The following is a 20,590-nucleotide window of genomic DNA, read 5'->3' on the forward strand; positions in this document are numbered from 1 at the left end:
ACAATCACTGGCCGGTGCGATGATGAAGTGAGGAAAGGTTTCGAATGTCGTGGACCGATGAGCGGATCGATACGCTCAGGACGATGTGGGAGGCGGGACAGACCGCCAGCCAGATCGCCGAAGCACTGGGCGAAGTCAGCCGCAACGCGGTGATCGGCAAGGCACATCGCCTGGGGCTTCAGGCGCGTCCGTCGCCGGTGAAGGCCAACGAGCCCGCCGCCGCTCCCGCCGCCGAGCCGATCGTGGCCGCCCCGCCACCGCCACCTCCCGCGCCGGAACCGCAGCCCGAGCCCGTACGTGCCGCGCCAGTCGTCGAGGACGAGCCGGAAGCCGCGCCTGTGCGCGAACCGCAGCCGATCCTGCGCTCGGTCGGCCCCGGCGGATTCGTACGCCAGTCGCCCGGCGAACAGCAGCCCCCCCCCTCGCCCGCGCCGCCGCGCCGCCTGGTCCCCGCCAAGCCGAGTGCCGAGATCGCGGGCAAGACCTCGCTGCTCGACCTGAACGACCGCATCTGCAAATGGCCGATCGGCCATCCGGGCGAGCCGGACTTCCACTTCTGCGGCGAGAAGGTGAATCCGGGCTTCCCCTATTGCGTCGCGCATTGCGGCCATGCCTATCAGGCGCAGATGCCGCGTCGCGACCGCCGCCCGCCGCCGCCCCTGCCCTTTGGCGGCCCGCGCGTCCGCTGATCGGGATCGATGAAACAAGCCCGCCGGTTTCGCGACCGGTGTGTTTTTCGTGGGTGGAGGCGCGTGGCCTTCGACTGCGCTCAGGCTGAACGGCGTTCAGGACCAAGCCTCCGTTCGCACTGAGCGAAGTCGAAGTGCACGCCCCAACACTTAGCGAGAAGGGCGGCCCCGACAGGAACCGCCCCCATCGTCAGAACCGGAACGCCGCCGTCGCGCGCAGCGAATGCCAGCGGAATTTGTCGTCCGACCGCCGGATATCCGTTCCCGCCGTATTGGGCGCCAGCACGAACGGATTGGTCGCCAGGGCCGTCCCCTGGGTCACGCGGACGCGCGTGTCGTCGTCACGATACTGGTGGTACATATATTCCATGCCGATCGAGACATTGCGCCCGATCTTTTGCTCGATGCCGCCGCCGCCGAGGAAGCCGAACTGGTTGCGGTCACCGCTCAGCGCGAAGGCGTTGGCGGTGTTCGAGGTGGTGAAGCTGCGGTTGATCCGCGCATAGCCACCGCCGAACGTGCCGTAGAACAGGGTGTTGTTCGCGGCATAGCCCGCGCGTCCCCGGACCGAAGCTTCCCAATCGACGCTGCGGGTCAGGGTGTACCAGGCGGGCGTGGTCGAGAAGGCGGAGACGCTGTCGTTGATCTCGGTCTTGCCGAATTCGCCAACGACACCGTACACGATATTGCCCGCCTGATGGTCGAGGCCGACGCGACCATAATAGGCGATGCCGTCCTTGTCGTTGTTGCACCCGGTCGCGGCATTCTGGGGCGAGAGCGTGCTGCGTGCCGCGCCGTTGCAGAAGCCCGGCGAAAAGGCATTGCCCCCGGCCGAGGTGGTCACGGTGTCACCGAACCGCCCGTCCAGATTGCGGTCGAACAACATGCGCGACCCGGCGTCGTTGCCCTGCACGTCATAACCGAAGCTGCCGCCGACATAGACGCCCGAAAACGGCGCGCGATCGGTTTCGGCATAACTGTCCTGCGCCATGACCGGCGAGGCGAAAAGCGCCGAGGCCGCGGCCCCCGCCATCAAAAACTTGACCATAAATACTCCCGTGTCCCTTGGCTTAAGGTTCCGGGCAAACGGGTGGGCGGGCCGGAAATATCCCGCGACTTAACCCAAGCAAAGTTTTGTCGCATTCGCGCCCTGCGCCGGGGCGCTGGCGCGGGGGGCCGGAAGGCCCTATGGTTCCCGTTATGTCCAATGATCTGTTCGCGGGCGCGGCCCGCACCCAGCCCGCCTATGACGCCTCCTCGATCGAGGTGCTGGAGGGGCTGGAGCCGGTGCGCCGCCGTCCGGGCATGTATATCGGCGGCACCGACGAGCGTGCGCTGCACCATCTGGCCGCCGAAGTCCTCGACAATGCGATGGACGAGGCGGTGGCCGGTCATGCCAACCGGATCGAGGTCAGGCTGGAGCCGGGCAACCGCCTGACCATCGTCGACAATGGTCGCGGCATCCCGGTCGATCCGCACCCCAAATTCCCCGACAAGTCGGCGCTGGAGGTGATCCTCTCGACGTTGCACTCTGGCGGCAAGTTCACGGGCAAGGCCTATGCCACCTCGGGCGGTCTGCACGGCGTCGGCATCTCGGTGGTCAATGCGCTGTCGTCGGACACGGTGGTCGAAGTGGCGCGCGAGCGGGTGCTCTATCGCCAGCGTTTCGCGCGCGGGCAAACGCTGGGCGCGCTGGAGACGGTGGGCGCCGCCCCCAACCGGCGCGGCACCAGTGTCGCCTTCACCCCCGATACCGAGATTTTCGGGCCCGAACTGATCTTCAAGCCCGCGCGGTTGCACAAGCTGGTCCGCTCCAAGGCCTATCTGTTCGCGGGCGTCGAGATCCGCTGGCACTGCGCGCCCGAATTGATCTCGGACGACACGCCCGCCGAGGCGGTGTTCCAGTTCCCCGGCGGTCTCGCCGATCATCTGAAGGAACAGATTGCCGGCCGCGAATGCGCCACGGCCGATTTCTTCTCGGGCAATCAGGACTTTCCCGCCGAGCAGGGCCGCGTCGAATGGGCGGTCGCCTGGCCGCTATGGAGCGACGGCAGCTATAGCTGGTATTGCAACACCATCCCGACCCCCGATGGCGGAACGCACGAACAGGGCCTGCGCCAGGCTTTGGTCCGGGGCTTGCGCGCGTTCGGCGAGTTGGTGAACCAGAAAAAGGCCAAGGACATCACCGCCGACGACGTGATGGTCGGGTCCGAACTGATGCTCTCGGTCTTTATCCGCGAACCGCAATTCCAGAGCCAGACCAAGGACCGCCTCACCAGCCCCGAAGCCGCCAGCCTCGTGGAAAAGGCGGTGCGCGACCATTTCGACCATTATCTCTCGGCCAATATGGATCGCGGCAAGGCGCTGCTCGGCTATGTCCTCGACCGGATGGACGAGCGCCTGCGCCGCAAGGCCGAGCGCGAGGTCAAGCGCAAGACCGCGACTTCCGCACGCAAGCTGCGCCTGCCCGGCAAGCTGACCGACTGTTCGGCCGACAGTCCCGAGGGGACCGAGTTGTTCATCGTCGAGGGCGACTCGGCGGGCGGCTCGGCGAAGCAGGCGCGTGACCGCAAGACGCAGGCGATCCTGCCGATCCGCGGCAAGATCCTGAACGTCGCCAGCGCCACCTCTGCCAAGATCCTGCAAAATCAGGAGATCGCCGATCTGACGCTGGCGATGGGTTGCGGCACCCGCAAGGATTGCGACCCGACGCAGTTGCGCTACGAAAAGATCGTCATCATGACCGACGCGGACGTGGACGGCGCGCATATCGCCACGCTGCTGATGACCTTCTTCTTCCAGGAAATGCCCGACCTCGTGCGGCGCGGACATCTCTATCTCGCGCAACCGCCGCTCTATCGGCTGACGGTCGGGGCCAAGTCGCTCTACGCCCGCGACGACGCCCACCGCGCCGAACTGGAGCGCACCGCCTTCAAGGGCAAGAAGGTCGATGTGGCGCGCTTCAAGGGGCTGGGCGAGATGAATCCCGGCCAGTTGCGCGAAACCACCATGGACCCCGCAACCCGCAGCCTGATCCGCATCACCCTGCCCCAGGAATATGAGGAACGCGCGGGTGTGAAGGATCTGGTCGATCGGCTGATGGGCAACAACCCGGCCCACCGCTTCGCCTTCATCCAGGAAAATGCGGCGCGCCTCGACGAAGAGGTGATCGACGCCTGACCGGGCGGGTGTTGTTTCGCTTTTTGCGATCGGCTAACGTGCCATCGGGCGGCCCTTTGAGCCGCCCTTTGCTGTTTGAAGGAGACGTTCCGTGACCATCACCGCCCTGATGCCCGTTTACCCACGGTGCGGGGTGCGTCCGGTCCGAGGCGAGGGCGTCTACCTCTATGGCGAAAATGGCGAGCAATATCTGGACTTTGCCGCCGGGATCGCGGTGAACGCGCTGGGCCATGGCCACCCGAAGCTGGTCGAGGCGATCGCCAAACAGGCCGCCACCCTGATGCACGTGTCGAACCTGTACGGCAGCCCGCAGGGTGAGCATTTCGCGCAGCGGCTGGTCGATTCGACCTTTGCCGATACGGTGTTCTTCACCAATTCGGGTGCCGAGGCGGTCGAATGCGCGATCAAGACCGCGCGTCGCTATCATTTCGCGAACGGCAATCCGCAGAAGCATACGCTGATCACGTTCAACAACGCCTTTCACGGGCGGACGCTGGGCGCGATCTCGGCGACGAACCAGCCCAAGATGCGCGACGGGTTCGAGCCGCTGCTGCCGGGCTTCGCCTATGCGCCGTTCGACGATCTGGAGGCCGCGCTCGCGCTGATCGACGAGAACACCGCCGGTTTCCTGGTCGAGCCGATCCAGGGCGAAGGCGGCCTGCGTCCCGCCAGCATGGAATTCCTGCAAGGGCTGCGGAAAGCGTGCGACGAGCATGGCCTGTTGCTGGTTCTGGACGAGGTGCAGTGCGGCTATGGCCGGACGGGCAAGTTCTTCGCGCATGAACTGTACGGCGTGACGCCCGACATCATGGCGGTCGCCAAGGGGATCGGCGGCGGTTTCCCGCTGGGCGCGTGCCTGGCGACCGAGGAAGCGGCCAAGGGCATGGTGATCGGCACCCACGGTTCGACCTATGGCGGCAACCCGCTCGCCATGGCCGCCGGTGAGGCGGTGCTGGACGTGATGCAGGAACCGGGCTTCCTCGAGCATGTCGAGGCGATGGGCCAGCGCCTGCGCTCGACGCTGGAGCAGATGATCCCGAACTTCGACCATCTGTTCGAGGAAGTGCGCGGCCACGGGCTGATGCAGGGCCTGAAGATGAAGAGCGACAGCCGTCGTTTCGTGGCGCATTGCCGCGACAATCACGGGCTGCTGCTGGTCGCGGCTGGCGAGAATGTGATCCGCATCCTGCCGCCGCTGACCATCGAAGAAAGCCACATCACCGAGTTCGCGACGAAGTTGTCGGACGCCGCGCGCGTCTATGTCCCCGCCGCCGACGATTGATGATCCCTGCCACCCCGGCGACGCCAATCGCCGGGGGACGGAGTATTGCCCCATGACGATCCGCCACTTCCTGAACCTCGCCGACGCCGGTCCCGAGGGTGTGACCGCCATTCTTGCCGATGCCCAGGCCCGCAAGGCCGCCCGCGCCGGTTTCACCAAGGGCCGCGCCGATGCCGATGCCCCGCTCGCCGGTCACACGCTGGCCATGGTGTTCGAGAAGAACTCGACCCGCACCCGCGTCAGCTTCGACATGGCGATCCGCCAGTTGGGCGGAACCTCGATCGTGCTCGATGCGGGCACGATGCAGTTGGGCCGCGGCGAGACGATCGCCGACACCGCGCGCATCCTGTCGGGCTATACCGATGCGATCATGATCCGCACCGACGACCATGCCAAGGTCGAGGAGATGGCGCATTATGCCAGTGTCCCCGTCATCAACGGCCTGACCGACCTGTCGCACCCCTGCCAGATCATGGCCGACCTGCTGACCGTGATCGAGGCGGGCAAGACCCTGTCGGGCCTGAAGGTCGCCTGGCTGGGCGACGGCAACAACGTGCTGCACTCGATCGTCGAGGCGGGCGGGCTGCTCGGCTTCGACGTGGTCGCCGCCTGCCCCAATGGCTATCACCCGGCACCGGGTACGCTGGAGCTGGGCCGGGGGCGTGCGACCTGCACCACCGATCCGCGTGCGGCGGTCGAGGGCGCGGACATCGTCGTCACCGACACCTGGATCTCGATGGGCCAGGCCCATGCTGAGGAAAAGCTGGCCGCGATGATGCCCTATCAGGTCAATGCCGACCTCATGGCGCTGGCCAAGCCGGATGCGAAGTTCCTCCACTGCCTGCCCGCGCATCGCGAGGAGGAAGTGACGAGCGAGGTGATCGACGGTCCGCAGTCGCTGATCTGGCCGGAAGCGGAGAATCGGCTCCATGCACAGAAGTCCGTCCTGCGCTGGTGCTTCGGCCAGATCGGTTGATCGCGGGCCGACCCATCCTATCTAAGGAAAGGCCGGCGGGTTCGTCGGCCTTTTCTCTTTCCCTGCCAGACCGGCACCATATCGCCCGGCCGCCAACCGGAGCGTAAAGGCACGAGCATGACCGACATCACCCTGCCCGAACTCGACCGTGCGATCGGTTTCACCATTCCCCAGCAGAATGCGCGCGGGCGTCTGGTGCGGCTGGGCCCGGTGTTGGACGAGATTCTGACGGCGCACGCCTATCCCCCGGCAATCGAGCGGTTGCTGGCGGAGGCGCTGACCCTGACCGCGCTGATCGGCACCACGCTGAAGGACGCGGACGGCCAACTTACCATCCAGACGCGCAGCGATACGGGCGTGATCCAGTTGCTGGTGTGCGACTATCGCGGCGGCGAGCTTCGCGGTTATGTCCAGTTCGATGCCGACAAGCTTGCCGAGTTGCCCGCCGACCCGACGCTGTTCGCGCTGTTCGGCCAGGGCTATCTGGCGATCACCTTCGACCTGGCGGTGACCGGCGAGCGTTATCAGGGCATCGTGCCGATCGACGGCGAGACGCTGTCGGCGGCGGCAGAGAGCTATTTCACCCAGTCGGAGCAGATCCCCAGCCTGTTGCGCGTCGGGATCAGCAAGGGGCCCGACGGGCGCACCGTCGCGGGCGGCCTGTTCCTCCAGCATCTGCCCGAGGGCGAGGAAGGCCGCGAGCGGCTGCACGTCAAGCTTGACCATCCCGAATGGGAGCATGTCCAGGCGCTGGGCCAGACCATGGAGGCCGAGGAGCTGGCCGACGCCGCACTGCCGCTGGAGACGTTGGTATGGCGGCTGTTCAACGAGGAACAGGATGTCCGCGTGACCCAGGCTCCGGCGATCGTGCGCGGTTGCCGCTGCTCAGCGGATTACATCGCCAGCGTCATCACCAAATTCTCGGTCGAGGAACGCCGCGACATGGCGGACGCCGATGGCCTGATCCAGGTGGATTGCGCGTTCTGCGCCAAGAAGTTCCCGGTTCGCTACGACGCCGAGGCGACGGCCTGACCGCCCTTTCCGACCGGTAGGGCGGTATCTTAGTCAAGGGTTGCCCCGCCGACGACGTCGCCTGCCCCTCCACTATGCTGCGCATGGTCCCCCTCCCCAAGCGAGCTTGGGGAGGAGTGGGGGTGGTCAGATCATCGCAGGATGGCCGCCGGTCAGGTCGTTGGCCAACCGCATATTATGGCTGCGTGCGATGCCGGGTACTAGGAACAGGTCGACAAACAGCCAGAGCCAGGCAAAGCCGAGCAAGATCAGCCCGACACCTAGCCAGACCGTTACCCATCCGAACAAGTTCAGCAACAGCATCGCCACCGCTGACCCCGTCCTTCCCAGGTAGAAACGATGCGCGCCGAATCCCCCAAGGAAGATCAGCAGCAGATACGCGACTCCCACCGATTTTCGGTTGGCGTCGTACATCAGTTGCGACCTGGCGATCTCAGCACGGTTCAGGTCTGACATGAATTCTCTCCCCCTCTGCTAAGGGAGGATCAAAGCGCAATTTGGCGACGATGACAATCGGGCTTCGGAAACGTCCGCAATTCCGTTCGCAATCCCATCCATTTCGGAGAGGATCGGTGCGGCTAGCCCCCCAAAGCCTCGACCAACGCCTTGACCTTCTGCTGCCGCCATTGGGGTAGCGGCGCGACCAGCCAATATCCCATGCGCGAGGGCACCGCCTCGCCTGTCGCAACGACCCGCCCCTCGGCCAGATCGCGCTCGGCGAGCAGTTGCGGCACGACCGCGCGGCCCAGCCCCGCCGCGACCGCATCGATCGCGAGACCCGCATCGGTGACGCGGACCAGCGGTGTGCCCTCCTCCGGTGCGCCCGGCCAGGCGATCAGCGGCGCATCGGCGGGGCCGATGGGGATCATCCCGTCGGACTCGATCGCCTCGCCCTCCAGCCCGCCGGGTCCGTCGCCCCAGCGGATGGCGAGGTCCAGATTGGCCTCGGTGAAGTCCAGCCCTTCGTCCGATGCGATCAGCGAGAAGCGCAAATCGGGATCGCTCGCGGCGATCGCGGCGAGGCGCGGCATCAGCCACTTCTCGGTCACGTCGCGCGGGGCGGCGATGGTCAGCGACTTGGACGACTGGCCCGCCTGCATCGCGCGGACCGCATCCTCGAATTGCAGGAAACCGGCGCGAAGCGGCGCCAGGCCCGCCTCGGCCTCCGGGGTCAGCTCCAGCCCGCGCGTGGTGCGGCGGAACAGGACGACGCCCAGCGTATCCTCCAGCGCGCGGATCTGCTGGCCGACCGCCGCCGGGGTCACCGCCAGTTCGTCGGCGGCGCGGGTGAAGCTCAGGTGACGGGCGGCGGCGTCCAGCACGCGCAGGCCATTGAGTGGAAGATGCGTCCGCTTCATGATTCCACCGCCGGGGCGACCAGCGCGAACTGGGGAATGGCCGCGTCGAAGGTCATGCCGTCGGCCCCGACCATGCGATAGCTGCCCTGCATCGCACCGCTGGTCGTCGCCAGCGGACAGCCCGAGACATAGTCATAGGACGCGCCGGGCTGAATCACCGGCTGTTCGCCGACCACCCCTTCGCCTTCGACCGAGTGGCGCGCGCCGCGCCCATCGGTGATGATCCAGCGGCGGGTGAGCAACTGCACCGGTTGCTCGCCATCATTCTCGATACGGACATGATAGGCCCAGAACCAGCGCCCGCGCTGCGGCTCGGACTGTTCGGGCAGATAGCTGACCGACACGCGGACCGTCACCGGACCGGTGGTCAGCGCATGGGAGAAGAGCGCCTTCACAGACCCACGGCGCGGAGCGCCTGGTCGAGATCGTCGATCAGGTCGTCCGCATCCTCCAGCCCGACATTCAGGCGCAGCATCCCCTCGCCGATGCCCATCTCGATCCTTTTGTCCTCGGCGACCCCGGCATGGGTGGTCGAGGCGGGATGCGTCATCAGCGAACGCGAATCGCCGATATTGTTCGAGATGTCGATCAGTTCCAGCGCGTCGAGCAGGCCGTGCGCCTGGGTCCGTCCGCCATCGAGTTCGATCGCGAAGATGCTGCCCGCCGCCTTCATCTGGCGCATGGCGAGGTCATGCTGCGGATGGCTGGGCAGGCCGGGGCACAGCACGCGCGGCACGCGGGTTTCGAGGAACTTGGCGACCTTGATCGCCGATTCCGACTGGCGATGGATGCGCAGGTCCAGCGTCTCCAGCCCCTTCAATACCACCCAGGCGTTGAACGCCGACAGCGTCGGCCCGGTGTTGCGGGTGAAGGGCAGCAGCGTGTTGGTGATGAAATCTTCCGTACCGCACACCGCACCCGCCAGCACGCGGCCCTGCCCATCCATCATCTTGGTGGCGGAATAGGCGGTGACGTCCGCGCCAAACTCCATCGGCCGCTGGAGCGCGGGCGTGGCGAAGGCATTGTCGACGACCGTGGTGATGCCGCGCTCGCGCGCGATGGCGCAGATCGCCTCCAGGTCCGCCACGTCCATGGTCGGGTTGGCGGGCGTCTCGAAGAAGAAGACCTTCGTCTCCGGCCGCACCGCATCCAGGAACGCCTGCGGATCGCGCGCATCGACCACGGTGGTCGCGATGCCGAATTTGGGCAGCAGCGTGTCGGTCAGCCAGCGGCACGATCCGAAGGCCGCGCGCCCGCCGACCAGATGGTCGCCCGCCTGCAACTGGCAGAGTAGCACCGCCGTCATCGCCGCCATGCCCGATGCCATGGTCCGGCACGCCTCGGCGCCCTCGAGCAGGGCGATGCGCTGTTCCAGCATCTCGACGGTCGGGTTCTGGAGGCGGGAATAGGTCATCCCCTCCTGCTCGCCCGCGAACCGTGCCGCCGCGTCCCCTGCCCGATCATAGCAATAGCCCGAGGTCAGGAAGAGCGCCTCGGACGTCTCGCCATATTCCGACCGCGCGGTGCCGCCGCGCACGGCCTGCGTCGCGGGGCGCCACTTGGTGGTGATCGAACGGTCCTGGCCAGTCTTGCGCTTCATATCCGCCCATTTGCCGGTCCGGGGAGCGGGGTTCAAGGATATTCCGACGCCCGCCCCATGTGTCACCGTTACCCGAGCGGAACGGAAATGCGCCCGATCCGGTTATGTCGGCCTGTTCCAACAGGGAGGAAGACCATGAAGACCCGCATCACTCTATTGCTGGCCGCAGGCCTCGTGTCGCTGTCGGCATGCAACAGCAAGGGCACCGACAATCTCGCCGAGAATGTCGAGAAGGCCGCCGACAACCGCGCCGGCGGCATGGAAACACAGGCGGACGCGCTGCGCAACCAAGCCAAGATGCTCGACAAACAGGCCGAAAAGACCCGCGACTATGCCGAGGACCGCGCCGATGCGATCAAGGCGGCCGACGTCAACGCCAGCGCGATGAGCCCCGAACAGCGCGAAGCGATCGTGGCGAACCAGGCGGCGGCGGTTCGGTAAGTCCGGACGGGGGGGCATGCCCCTCCACCACCGGGCGTCGCCCGGCGGTCCCCCTCCCCAAGCGCAGCTTGGGGAGGAATGGGCTTCACAAATCCTCCCCATTTCCGATGGGGAGGGGGACCGCCCGGCGTCAGCCGGGTGGTGGAGGGGCATGCCCCCTATTTACTGGGCCTCACGATGATTGGTGACCTTGCCCCAGATCGGCTTGTTCACCGTCGTCAGCTTGTTGCTGGCATCCCCAGTCAGGTCGAAGAACAATATCCGGTTCGCCCCCGCCTTCAACCAGGGCGCGGGGGTATAGAGCGTATGAACCGGCCCGATCGCCCAGAAACGACCCAGATTATGGTCGTTCAACCATAGCTGCCCCTTATGCGCCCCGCGCATGTCCAGATAGGTGTCGCCGGGCGTCGAGACGGTCATGCTCGCCTCGTAGAAGCAAGGGCCCGTGCACGGCTTGGCCGACAGCTTCAGCCTGGCCAGATCGTCCATCGGCAGGCGGAACATCTGCCAGTCGCGCAAGGGCGAGCCCGACAGCGTCACCGCGCCGGTCAGCCCGGCCTGCTCGGTGCGGATCGCGTGGGAATAGTTCACCCGGCCGGTATTCTCGACTAGGATGTTCAGCACGGTCGGCCGGGTCCGCGCGGGCAGTTCGACCGTCTCCTGGTCCAGCCGCCGGTCGAGCGTCCCGACCAGCGTCTTGTCGAGGTACACCTGGGCATAGCTGTGCATGCCCTTCAGCGTCAGCGGCCCCGCTGCACCCGCAGGTGCGGTCACGCGGTAGAGGACATAGCCGTAATTCTGGTCGAGTTCCTCGAACGTCATCGGCTGGGCCGCGCGCACCGGGGTCGGGAGATTGTCCCACAGCGACGCGCTGCGGCGTACCGCCGACACCGGGAAGGTCGTCGCCACGGTCGGCGCGGGCGTGGGCGCAGCGGGCTTGCCGGTCACCTCGGCGATGGCGGCGGCGATCAGGCCATATTTGTAGCGGGGATTGCCCGCCTCATCGATCGGCGCGTCATAGTCATAGCTGGTCGTATCGGGGTGATAGTCCTTGCCGGTGTGCGAATCCGCACCGTTCATCCAGCCGAAGGTGGTGCCGCCATGCACCATGTAGAGCGAGATCGAATAGCCGCGCTTGAGCATATAGGCCATTTCCTCGGCCTCTTTCCTGCCGTCGGTTTCATGGTGCTCTTCGCCCCATTTGTCGAACCAGCCCGCCCAATATTCGCCGACCATGCGCAGGCCATCGGGGCGATAGGCCTCCAGCTTGGCGACCGAGCTTTGCGCCCCGCCCGACCCAAAATTGACGACCGAGGGCAGGCCCGGCAGCGAGCCCTTGGCCAGATCGCCGCCCTGGTTCGAGGTGAACAGGACACCGTCGGCAAACCCGGCGCGCTTATAGGTCGCCTCTAGCCCGCGCAGATAGGCCTGATCGTCGCCGAACGCGCCATATTCGTTTTCGAGCTGCACCGCGACGATCGGCCCGCCATTCTTGAGCAGCAGCGGCTTCACCTCCTGCCCCAGCCGCATCAGCCAGCGATCGACCGCGGCGGTATATTTCGGATCGGTCGAGCGCAGCACGAGGTTGCGGTCCTTGAGCAACCAGGCCGGATAACCGCCCAACTCCCATTCCGCGCAGACATAGGGACCGGGGCGCAGGATCACGTCCAGCCCCTCGGCCTGGGCATCGCGGATGAAGGCGACGATGTCGTTCTGGCCACTGAAATCATAGACGCCGGGACGCGGCTCATGCGCGTTCCAGAAAGCATAGGTGGTGATGGTATTCAGGCCCATCGCCTTGGCCTTGCGCAGCCGGTCGCGCCAATAGGCGCGCGGAATGCGGACATAGTGCATCTCGCCCGAGATCACCTGATGCGGCTGGCCGTTGCGCAGGAAGCCCTTGCCCTGCACCGAAAAGCTGCGGGCGGGGCCGTCATTGGCGGTCGGGGCCTGTGCGTCGAGCGGGGACAGCGCCGTCGCCGCCAGAATCCCGCCAATGACCGTGGATCGAACCGCCTGCCTCACATCACTCTCCCGAAACGCCTTGATCGTGGCGGATAGGGTCGGCGTCATTCCCACGCCTGCCCCGCCGCTTTCCCCATGGGTGCCATGGGCGAGCGGCTTCGTCAAATTGTCAGACCATTTGACAGCGACGTTCCCCCACCGCGATGGAACCCCATTGCCCCGCCCCCGCTCCGCCGCCATGACCATGGCATGCGCCGTCTGCTCGCCCCCTTTCGTCGTCCGGTCCCGGCGCTGCTCGCGATTCTGGTCGCCGCGCAGGCGCTGTTCTGCTGGCGGCTGACGACACCGCACATGCTGGTGTTCGACGAAATCCATTACGTCCCCGCAGCGCGCACGCTGCTGGCGCTGGAGGGGCCGGTAAATGTCGAGCATCCGCTGCTGGGTAAGGCCCTGATCGCGCTCGGCATGATGATCTTCGGCGACAATCCGCTCGGATGGCGGGCGCTGTCGACGCTGGCGGGGACGGCGATCGTCGGGGGCGTATTCGCGATCGTCTGGCTGATGACCGGGCGGACGCGGGCCGCGGCGATCGGTGCGGTGCTGACGCTCGTTAATTTCATGGTGCTGGTCCAGGCGCGGATCGCGATGCTCGACGGGTTCATGGCGGCCTTCGTCGTGCTGGCGGTCGCCGCGATGGGCTGGGCAATGCGGGGAACCCCCACACAGAGCCGGTGGCGCTGGGGGCTGGGCGCGGTGTTGCTGGGGCTGGCGGTCGGGGTGAAGTGGGCGGCGGTGCCCTATCTCGGCTATGCGGCGATCGGTTTCGTGCTGATGAAGCGGGGCGATACCAGCCGCTGGCCGGGCCTGCGCTGGTGGTCGGCCTGGGGGTTGCTCGGGCTGGGAGCGGCCATCGCCTATGCCGCGACCTTCGCGCCCGCTTTCTTCTATGCGCGCGAGCCGATGACATGGGCGAACCTCCTGCCCTTCCAATGGGAGATGTATGCGCGCCAGACCCAAATCCTGCCGCCGCACCATTACCAGTCGATCTGGTGGAGCTGGCCAGTGATCGGGCGGCCGATCTGGTATTTCTACGAGGTCGCGGACGGAGCGCGGCGGGGCATCTTCCTGCTCGGCAATCCGGCGGTGATGTGGGGCGGGCTGATCGCGGTGGCGGCGTGCGCGCTGGGCTGGTTGCGGACGCGGGAGGTCCGGCTGGGCGTCGCGGCGGGCTTGTGGATCGGTGGGTTCGCAGTCTGGGCGATCATCCCCAAGTCGCTGGGCTTCTATTATTATTACTTCCTACCCGCCATCTGGCTGTCGATCGCGCTGGCGGTGGCGATCGACCGGTGGCGAGCGCGGATGCGGGATTGGGACGAGGCCTATCTGGTCGGGGCGGTATGCCTGTTCGTCTATTTCCATCCGATCCTGACGGCGGGCGCGCTGGCGGGACCAGCCTCGTTTTCGCGCTGGACGTGGTTTGCGGATTGGCGGTGAGGTTTTCCCTTGGCCTTCGACTTCGCTTAGGCTGAACTAACGTCCGTTCGCACTGAGCGAAGTCGAAGTGCACGCCCCAAAATCAATACCGCCCCCAGACGAACCGCGACGACAGCGCGTAATTCCACACCGCTCCGATCAGCACCCCGATCAGCGCCGACACCGCCCACTCGTTCGCGCGCGCATCGTGCAGGAAGGCCGCGACGCCGACATTGGCGATCGCCCCCACCGAGCAGACCAGGCAGAAGGACACCCATCCGTCGAGCAACGGCTTGAACCCGCGCAACCGCCGGTCGCGATAGGTCAGCGCATTGTTGAGGAAGAAGTTGAACGTCATCGCCGCCGCCACCGCGACGATCTGGCTGGCGAGGAAACTCGCGCCCAGAGCGACGAAGAACAGGCTGAGCACCGCCATATGCACGCCCACGCCCAGCACCCCGATGGCCGAGAACATGGCGAAGCGCACCGGCACCACCTTGCCGAAGCGGCGGTCGTACAGCGCGATCAGATATTCCATCGCCACGACATGATCGAGCTTCGACTCGCCCTCGGTCCGCAAACGGAAGACATAGGGCATCTCGGCGGCGCGAAGCGGGCGCGGCGAGGCGCTCATGATGTCGAGCAGTATCTTGAAGCCGATTCCCGACAGATACGGCACCGTCTCGCGCGCGACGGCGGTGCGGACCATGAAGAAGCCGCTCATCGGGTCGGACAGATCGACGTTCAGCACCCGCTGCGACAGCTTCGTGGCGAAGGCCGACTTGGCCACCCGGTCGCGGTCCCAGTCCCCGGTCCCGCCGCCCTCGACGAAGCGGGAGCCCACCACCAGGTCGAGATCGGGCTCCGCCTGCAACCGGTCGAGCATTTTCGGCAGCAGCGTCTCGTCATGCTGCAAATCGCCATCGATCACCGCGACGACGGCTGCGGCGGTGGCACACATCCCCTCGATACAGGCGGAGGACAGGCCGCGCCGCCCGATCCGCTGGATCACCCGGACGCGGTGATCGACCTTCCCCAGTTCGCGCGCAGCATCCGCCGTGCCGTCCGGGCTGTTGTCGTCGACGAAGATCGCTTCCCACCGCCGCCCGGCCAGCGCCTGGTCGAGCTTGGCGATGAGCACGGGCACATTGGCGCGCTCGTTGAAGGTCGGGATGACGACCGCGAGTTCGAGGAGCGCACCCATACGTGTCAGAGGCGCTCGAGGATCGCGTCGGCCATGGCGCGGGTCGACAGGCTGCCGCCCAGGTCACCGGTCCGCGCACCATCGCGGATCGCGCCCGCGACCGCCGCATCGATCCGGTCGGCAGCCTCGCTCATGCCCAGCGAGTGGCGCAACATCATCGCCGCCGACAGGATCGCGGCGCACGGGTTGGCCTTGCCCTGCCCCGCGATATCGGGGGCCGAGCCATGGATCGGCTCGTACAGCCCCTTGCCGGTCGCGCCCAGCGCGGCGGAGGGCAGCATTCCGATCGACCCCGCGCACATCGACGCCTGATCTGACAGGATATCGCCGAACAGATTGCCGGTCAGGATCACGTCGAACTGGCCCGGATCGCGCACCAACTGCATCGCGCAATTGTCGACATACATATGGTCGAGCGCGACCTCGGGATAATCCTTGGCAACCTCGATCACCACGTCGCGCCAAAGCTGCGACGTCTCCAGCACATTGGCCTTGTCCACCGACAGCAGGCGGCGGCGGCGGCGCATCGCGGTCTCGAAGCCGACGCGGGCGATCCGCGCCACTTCCTCTTCGTCATAGCGCATCAGGTCATGGCCTTCGCGCAGGCCCGCATCGGTGGTGCCACGCCCCTTGGCTCCGAAATAGACATCGCCGGTCAGTTCGCGCACGATCACCATGTCGATGCGCCGCGCGATCTCGGGACGGAGCGAACTGGCATCCTCCAGCCCCTCGAACAGCCGGGCGGGGCGCAAATTCGCGAACAGGCCGAACGCTTTGCGCAGGCCAAGGATCGCCTGTTCGGGCCGATGCGCGCGCTCAAGGTTATCGAAGCGCGGATCGCCAACCGCACCGAACAGCAACCCATCGGCGCGCTCCGCCACCGCCAACGTCTCCTTTGGAAGCGGATGGCCCGCCGCCTCATAGGCCGCCCCGCCGACCTTGGCCTCCTCGAAGGTCAGGCCCAGATCCAGCGCCTCCAGCACGCGCCGCGCTTCCGCCGTTACTTCCGGCCCGATACCGTCACCGGCGAGGATCGCGATCAATGCCATGGCTGGCCCCTTGTCTTGTCTGTGTTCGGAGCGCCCTTTGCCTTGAGGGGTCAGATCACGCAACCGCCCTTTTGAACCGATCGAATAACCGCGCACGGGCGGGCATGGGATCATGGCGCAGACCGACCAGAATATCCCGCGCCAGGAAATGCGCGGTGATCCGCCCGGCGGCGAAGATGTCGGGCCAGTCCCCCGCCCCACCCTCGCGCAGGAAATCGGGCAGCGGGAACAGCCGCGCCTCATAACCGAACGCAGCACCCACCGACACCGCCGCGCCGCTCTTGGGGCTGACAAAAGCGAGGTCCTCGGCCCCGCCGGTTACGGTGCACCGCTCCAAATCGAGCCCGAACCCGAGTTGCCCGAGCAGCAGCAGTTCGTACCGCACCAGCGCCCCCGCCCAGCCGCGCGCGGAGGGGGCCGATTCGATCGCGGTCAGCACGGCGTCGAGCGCGTCGTACAGCACGGGATAAGGCTGTTCCTCGGGCAGCGCTGCGGCCGTCAGCGCGCACAGCCACTCGATCCCGGCAGCGGCCAGCGGCTCGCTATGCAACCCCGCCCGGCTATGCCCCGGCTCGATGGTCAGCGCGGCGAGTTGCTCAGGCGTCCGCGCCCGCCACTCACCGATGATCCCGTTCCCCGGTTGCAGCACCGGCCGAAGCGCCCGCGACCGCCCGCCCCGGACATAGCCCGGCTGCACCCCATCCTCGCGGGTCAAAGCCCGCACGATCGCCCCATGCTCGCCATGCGGCCGAACCGACAGGATGATGGCGGGGGCGACCCGGTGCATGGGGCAGGATGTAGGGGGGATTGGGGCGGGATGCCATGGATGGCGACGACATGCGCCGGAAGACATGGCCGCCGCCGAACGTTATGAGCGCGGCATGGCCCAGCTGCTCCTGTTCAACAAACCCTTTGGGGTCTTATCGCAATTCACCGACCGCGGATCTCCAACGGTTCGGTCGACCTTGTCGGACTTCATCCATGTGAAGGGCGTCTATCCCGCCGGGCGGCTCGATCGGGACAGTGAGGGCCTGCTACTGCTCTGCGATGACGGACGGCTACAGGCGCGGATCGCCGATCCCCGCTTCAAAATGCCCAAGACCTATCTCGTGCAGGTGGAAGGCGATCCGCAGGAGCCGGAACTGGAGCCCTTGCGGCGGGGCGTACGGCTCAACGATGGCATGACCCTGCCCGCCGACGTCACGCGTATCGACGCGCCCGACCTGTGGCTGCGCGATCCACCGATCCGCCAGCGCAAATCCATTCCCGACAGCTGGCTGAAGCTCACCATTCGCGAAGGACGCAATCGACAGGTGCGCCGCATGACGGCAGCCATCGGCTTGCCGACCCTGAGGCTGGTCCGCTGGTCGATCGGCGACTGGTCCGTCGCCGGGATCGCGCCGGGCCAGTTCCAGGAGATTTCCAGCCCGGGCAAGGCTCCCGGCTCCAGATAGCGGCTTCGTCGCCCCATAACGCCTTCAAAGACATATCGGCAGGGTTCCGCACATCCATGAATTATCGCCATTCCTTCCATGCCGGCAACAGCGCCGATGTCGCCAAGCACAGCCTGTTGATCGCGCTGGTCCGGGCCTTGCAGCAAAAACCGGGCGCGCTGACGCTGATCGACACCCATGCCGGTTGCGGGCTCTACGACCTGGGCGGTGAGCAGGCGCAACGCACCGGCGAAGCCGCACAGGGCGTGGTCCGGGCCTTTGCCGACACGAACCCCTTGCTGGACGACTATCGCGCCGCCGTCCGGGCGGTGAATGTCGAGGCGGAGCCCCGCCTCTACCCCGGCTCGCCAAGGTTCCTGGTGCAGCTTCTGCGGGAGCAGGATCTGCTGATCGTCAACGAAAAGCATCCCGAGGACGCCCGTGCCCTGCGCGGCGCGATGCGCGGGACCCCTGCCGCCGTGCATGAGCGCGATGCCTATGAGCTTTGGCTGGCCATGCTTCCGACCCGTACGCCGCGCGGCGTGGTGGTGGTCGATCCGCCCTATGAGCAGACCGACGAACGCGAACGCATCACGGCCACCCTCGCCGCGGCGCACCGCAAATGGGCACATGGCGTGACGGTCATCTGGTATCCGCTGAAAGACCGCGCCACGCATCAGCGGTGGAAATATGAGCTGCGCAAGCTCGGCATCCCGAAATTCCTGGTCGTCGAGCATTGGTTATATGACGCCGATCAGCCCGGCATCTATAACGGCGCGGGCCTTTTCATCGTCAATCCGCCCTATGCCTTCGTGCAAGGCCTGCCGCCTTTGCTGGAAGCCCTCCGCGCCGCACTGGCGCCGGAGGGGCATAGCGGCGAGATCACTGCGGATTGGTTGAACGACTGAAGAGGAGCAAAGGCACGCCCCCTCACCGGCTATGATAGAAGTCGTACACCTGCTGTGCGACGGCCTGGCTAACCCCCGGCGCCTTCCGCAAGTCCTCCAGACTGGCATTGCGCACCGCCCGCCCCGTGCCGAAGTGCATCAGCAGCGCCTTCTTCCGCGCCGGGCCGATGCCCGGCACTTCGTCCAGCGGGCTGGCGCCCATCGCCTTGGCGCGCTTGTCGCGGTGCGCGCCGATGACGAAGCGGTGGACCTCGTCGCGTAGCCGCTGGAGGTAGAACAACAGCGGCGCGTTGACCGGCAGCATTCGTTCGCTGCCGTCCATCATGTGAAAGACCTCACGCCCCTCGCGGCCATGATGCGGGCCCTTGGCGACACCGACCAGGCAGACATCCTCGATGCCCAGATCCTCCAGCACCGCCTTGGCCGCGTTCAATTGCCCGCGCCCGCCGTCGATCAGCACCAGGTCGGGCCAGGTCGCGTCGTCGCGGTCGGGGTTCTCCTCCAACTGGCGGGCGAAGCGGCGGCGGAAGACTTCGCGCATCATGCCGAAATCGTCGTTGGTCGCGGCCTCGTTCCCCTTGATGTTGAACTTGCGATACTGGCCCTTCTGGAACCCCTCCGGCCCCGCCACGACCATCGCGCCCAGCGCGTTGGTGCCCTGGATATGGCTGTTGTCGTACACCTCGATCCGCTGCGGCGGTTCGGACAGGTCGAAGAAATCGGCGACCTCGCGCAGTAGCTTGGCCTGCGTCGTCGACTCGGCCAGCCGCCGGTCGAGCGCCTCGACGGCGTTGCGCTTCGCCTGGTCGAGCAGGCGGCGGCGGTCGCCGCGCTGGGGCACGTTGAGTTGCACCTTATACCCGGCGCGCTCGCCCAAGGCCTCGGTCAACAGCGCGCCCTCGGGCAGTTCGCGGTCGAGCAGGATCGTCTTGGCGGGCGGCACTTCCTCGTAAAATTGGCTGAGGAAGCTGGTCAGCACCTCTTCCTCGGGTACGTCGGTGGTGTGGGCGGGGAAGAAGCTGCGATGCCCCCAATTCTGGCCGCCGCGGATGAAGAAGGCCTGGATGCCCATCACCCCTTCGCGGCACGCCAACGCGAAGATATCAGCGTCGCCCACGCCCTCCGCATTGATCGCCTGCGTCCCCTGGATGAAGGTCAACGCCTTCAGCCGGTCGCGCAGGATCGCGGCGAGTTCGAAGTCCATCGCTTCCGCCGCATCCTGCATCTGCTTGCCGAGCTTGGCCTGGACCTGGGTCGATTTGCCGCCGAGGAAGTTCTTCGCATCGGCGACCAGTTCGGCATAGGCGGCTTCGTCGATCCGGCCGACGCAGGGCGCAGAGCAGCGCTTGATCTGGTAGAGCAGGCACGGCCGGTCGCGCCCCTTGAAGAAGCTGTCGGTGCAGGAGCGGAGCAGGAACAGCTTTTGCAGCGCGTTCAGTGTGTTGTTGACGCTGCCGGCGCTGGCGAAGGGGCCGTAATAATTGCCGACCGCCCGGCGTGCGCCGCGATGTTTCTGGATGCGCGGGAAATCATGGTCGTTGCGCAGCAGGATGAAGGGAAAGCTCTTGTCGTCGCGCAACAGTACGTTGAAGGCGGGGCGATAGCGCTTGATAAGTTGCGCCTCGAGCAGCAGCGCCTCGGCCTCGTTGTTGGTCGTGACGATGGTCATCGACCGGGTCTGCGACACCATGCGTTGCAGGCGCTTGGGGAGGCGATCGACCTGGGTGTAATTGGCGACGCGGTTCTTCAGCGCGCGCGCCTTGCCTATATAGAGCACGTCGCCGCGTGCGTCCTGCATCCGATAGACGCCGGGCCGCAGCGGCAAGGTCGCCAGCACGTTGCGGATCGCCGCCACCCCCGCCTTTAGATCCGGCGCGTCGGCACCGCGCAGGGTGAAGGTGGATTTCTCTTCGTTGAAGCGGTCGACGGGAGGCTCGGACATTGGCCCCGATTTAGGGGCGCGACGGTCGGATCGCCAGTCCGGTGCGTATGATTGGTTC

Annotated in this window: 19 protein-coding genes; 9 read left to right on the forward strand and 10 right to left on the reverse strand. The window is 66.4% G+C overall.

Features of this window, described 5'->3' with window-relative positions:
* Window positions 1-44 precede the first annotated feature (44 nt).
* Window positions 45-689, forward strand: coding sequence for a GcrA family cell cycle regulator (locus QE379_RS17195; protein ID WP_307002343.1), 645 nt, complete (start codon window positions 45-47; stop codon window positions 687-689).
* Between the two features lie 190 nt (window positions 690-879).
* Here the strand turns inward: QE379_RS17195 and QE379_RS17200 are convergent, their stop codons facing one another.
* Entirely contained in the window at window positions 880-1,737 is an 858-nt protein-coding gene (locus QE379_RS17200; RefSeq protein WP_307002344.1) for an outer membrane protein, read from the reverse strand.
* Window positions 1,738-1,889: 152 nt separating this feature from the next.
* Here QE379_RS17200 and parE point away from each other — a divergent pair, with 152 nt between their 5' ends.
* From parE to QE379_RS17220, 4 genes are all read left to right on the forward strand, one after another.
* On the forward strand, window positions 1,890-3,869 hold the full coding sequence (gene parE, locus QE379_RS17205) for a DNA topoisomerase IV subunit B (protein WP_307002346.1): 1,980 nt from the start codon (window positions 1,890-1,892) through the stop codon (window positions 3,867-3,869).
* A 91-nt stretch (window positions 3,870-3,960) separates the two neighbouring features.
* A complete protein-coding gene (locus tag QE379_RS17210; protein WP_307002348.1) occupies window positions 3,961-5,151 on the forward strand; it encodes an aspartate aminotransferase family protein in 1,191 nt (396 codons plus the stop codon).
* Between the two features lie 52 nt (window positions 5,152-5,203).
* Complete coding sequence (gene argF / locus QE379_RS17215; RefSeq protein WP_307002350.1) at window positions 5,204-6,127, forward strand: ornithine carbamoyltransferase; 924 nt, start codon at window positions 5,204-5,206, stop codon at window positions 6,125-6,127.
* A 117-nt stretch (window positions 6,128-6,244) separates the two neighbouring features.
* Window positions 6,245-7,159, forward strand: a complete 915-nt coding sequence (locus QE379_RS17220; protein ID WP_307002353.1) for an Hsp33 family molecular chaperone HslO — start codon at window positions 6,245-6,247, stop codon at window positions 7,157-7,159.
* A gap of 126 nt (window positions 7,160-7,285) precedes the next feature.
* On the opposite strand, the gene QE379_RS17225 is transcribed toward QE379_RS17220, so the two are convergent.
* The 4 genes from QE379_RS17225 to QE379_RS17240 form a co-directional block, all read right to left on the reverse strand.
* Window positions 7,286-7,615, reverse strand: a complete 330-nt coding sequence (locus QE379_RS17225; RefSeq protein WP_307002355.1) for a TM2 domain-containing protein — start codon at window positions 7,613-7,615, stop codon at window positions 7,286-7,288.
* Between the two features lie 122 nt (window positions 7,616-7,737).
* Window positions 7,738-8,517: a LysR family transcriptional regulator gene (locus QE379_RS17230; protein ID WP_307002357.1), complete on the reverse strand. Its 780-nt coding sequence runs from the start codon at window positions 8,515-8,517 to the stop codon at window positions 7,738-7,740.
* A complete protein-coding gene (gene apaG / locus QE379_RS17235; RefSeq protein WP_307002359.1) occupies window positions 8,514-8,912 on the reverse strand; it encodes a Co2+/Mg2+ efflux protein ApaG in 399 nt (132 codons plus the stop codon). The genes QE379_RS17230 and apaG overlap by 4 nt, the downstream gene beginning before the upstream one ends.
* Window positions 8,909-10,117, reverse strand: a complete 1,209-nt coding sequence (locus tag QE379_RS17240) for a PLP-dependent aspartate aminotransferase family protein (protein WP_307002361.1) — start codon at window positions 10,115-10,117, stop codon at window positions 8,909-8,911. The genes apaG and QE379_RS17240 overlap by 4 nt, the downstream gene beginning before the upstream one ends.
* 135 nt (window positions 10,118-10,252) lie before the next feature.
* Between QE379_RS17240 and QE379_RS17245 the strand changes: the two genes are divergently transcribed.
* Complete coding sequence (locus tag QE379_RS17245; protein WP_307002363.1) at window positions 10,253-10,558, forward strand: hypothetical protein; 306 nt, start codon at window positions 10,253-10,255, stop codon at window positions 10,556-10,558.
* A gap of 162 nt (window positions 10,559-10,720) precedes the next feature.
* On the opposite strand, the gene QE379_RS17250 is transcribed toward QE379_RS17245, so the two are convergent.
* A complete protein-coding gene (locus QE379_RS17250) occupies window positions 10,721-12,631 on the reverse strand; it encodes a beta-galactosidase family protein (protein WP_307002365.1) in 1,911 nt (636 codons plus the stop codon).
* Window positions 12,632-12,772: 141 nt separating this feature from the next.
* Between QE379_RS17250 and QE379_RS17255 the strand changes: the two genes are divergently transcribed.
* Window positions 12,773-14,017 (forward strand): phospholipid carrier-dependent glycosyltransferase, encoded by a 1,245-nt coding sequence (locus QE379_RS17255; RefSeq protein ID WP_307002367.1) that lies wholly within the window; start codon window positions 12,773-12,775, stop codon window positions 14,015-14,017.
* 82 nt (window positions 14,018-14,099) lie between these two features.
* Here the strand turns inward: QE379_RS17255 and QE379_RS17260 are convergent, their stop codons facing one another.
* The 3 genes from QE379_RS17260 to recO are packed head-to-tail and all read right to left on the reverse strand — an operon-like array spanning window position 14,100 to window position 17,036.
* Entirely contained in the window at window positions 14,100-15,200 is a 1,101-nt protein-coding gene (locus QE379_RS17260; RefSeq protein WP_307002368.1) for a glycosyltransferase family 2 protein, read from the reverse strand.
* Window positions 15,201-15,205: 5 nt separating this feature from the next.
* Window positions 15,206-16,249: a 3-isopropylmalate dehydrogenase gene (gene leuB / locus QE379_RS17265; protein ID WP_307002370.1), complete on the reverse strand. Its 1,044-nt coding sequence runs from the start codon at window positions 16,247-16,249 to the stop codon at window positions 15,206-15,208.
* Window positions 16,250-16,304: 55 nt separating this feature from the next.
* Entirely contained in the window at window positions 16,305-17,036 is a 732-nt protein-coding gene (gene recO, locus QE379_RS17270; protein WP_307002371.1) for a DNA repair protein RecO, read from the reverse strand.
* 94 nt (window positions 17,037-17,130) lie between these two features.
* Here recO and QE379_RS17275 point away from each other — a divergent pair, with 94 nt between their 5' ends.
* Both QE379_RS17275 and QE379_RS17280 read left to right on the forward strand, forming a co-directional pair.
* Window positions 17,131-17,703, forward strand: a complete 573-nt coding sequence (locus tag QE379_RS17275) for a pseudouridine synthase (protein WP_307002373.1) — start codon at window positions 17,131-17,133, stop codon at window positions 17,701-17,703.
* Window positions 17,704-17,759: 56 nt separating this feature from the next.
* Window positions 17,760-18,590 (forward strand): 23S rRNA (adenine(2030)-N(6))-methyltransferase RlmJ, encoded by an 831-nt coding sequence (locus QE379_RS17280; RefSeq protein ID WP_307002375.1) that lies wholly within the window; start codon window positions 17,760-17,762, stop codon window positions 18,588-18,590.
* A gap of 22 nt (window positions 18,591-18,612) precedes the next feature.
* Here QE379_RS17280 and uvrC read toward each other — a convergent pair whose 3' ends face one another.
* Window positions 18,613-20,532, reverse strand: coding sequence for an excinuclease ABC subunit UvrC (uvrC, locus tag QE379_RS17285; RefSeq protein ID WP_307002377.1), 1,920 nt, complete (start codon window positions 20,530-20,532; stop codon window positions 18,613-18,615).
* Between the last annotated feature and the right edge of the window lie 58 nt (window positions 20,533-20,590).

The sequence above is a fragment of the Sphingomonas sp. SORGH_AS_0879 genome (assembly GCF_030819175.1).
In the GTDB taxonomy this organism is placed as follows: domain Bacteria; phylum Pseudomonadota; class Alphaproteobacteria; order Sphingomonadales; family Sphingomonadaceae; genus Sphingomonas.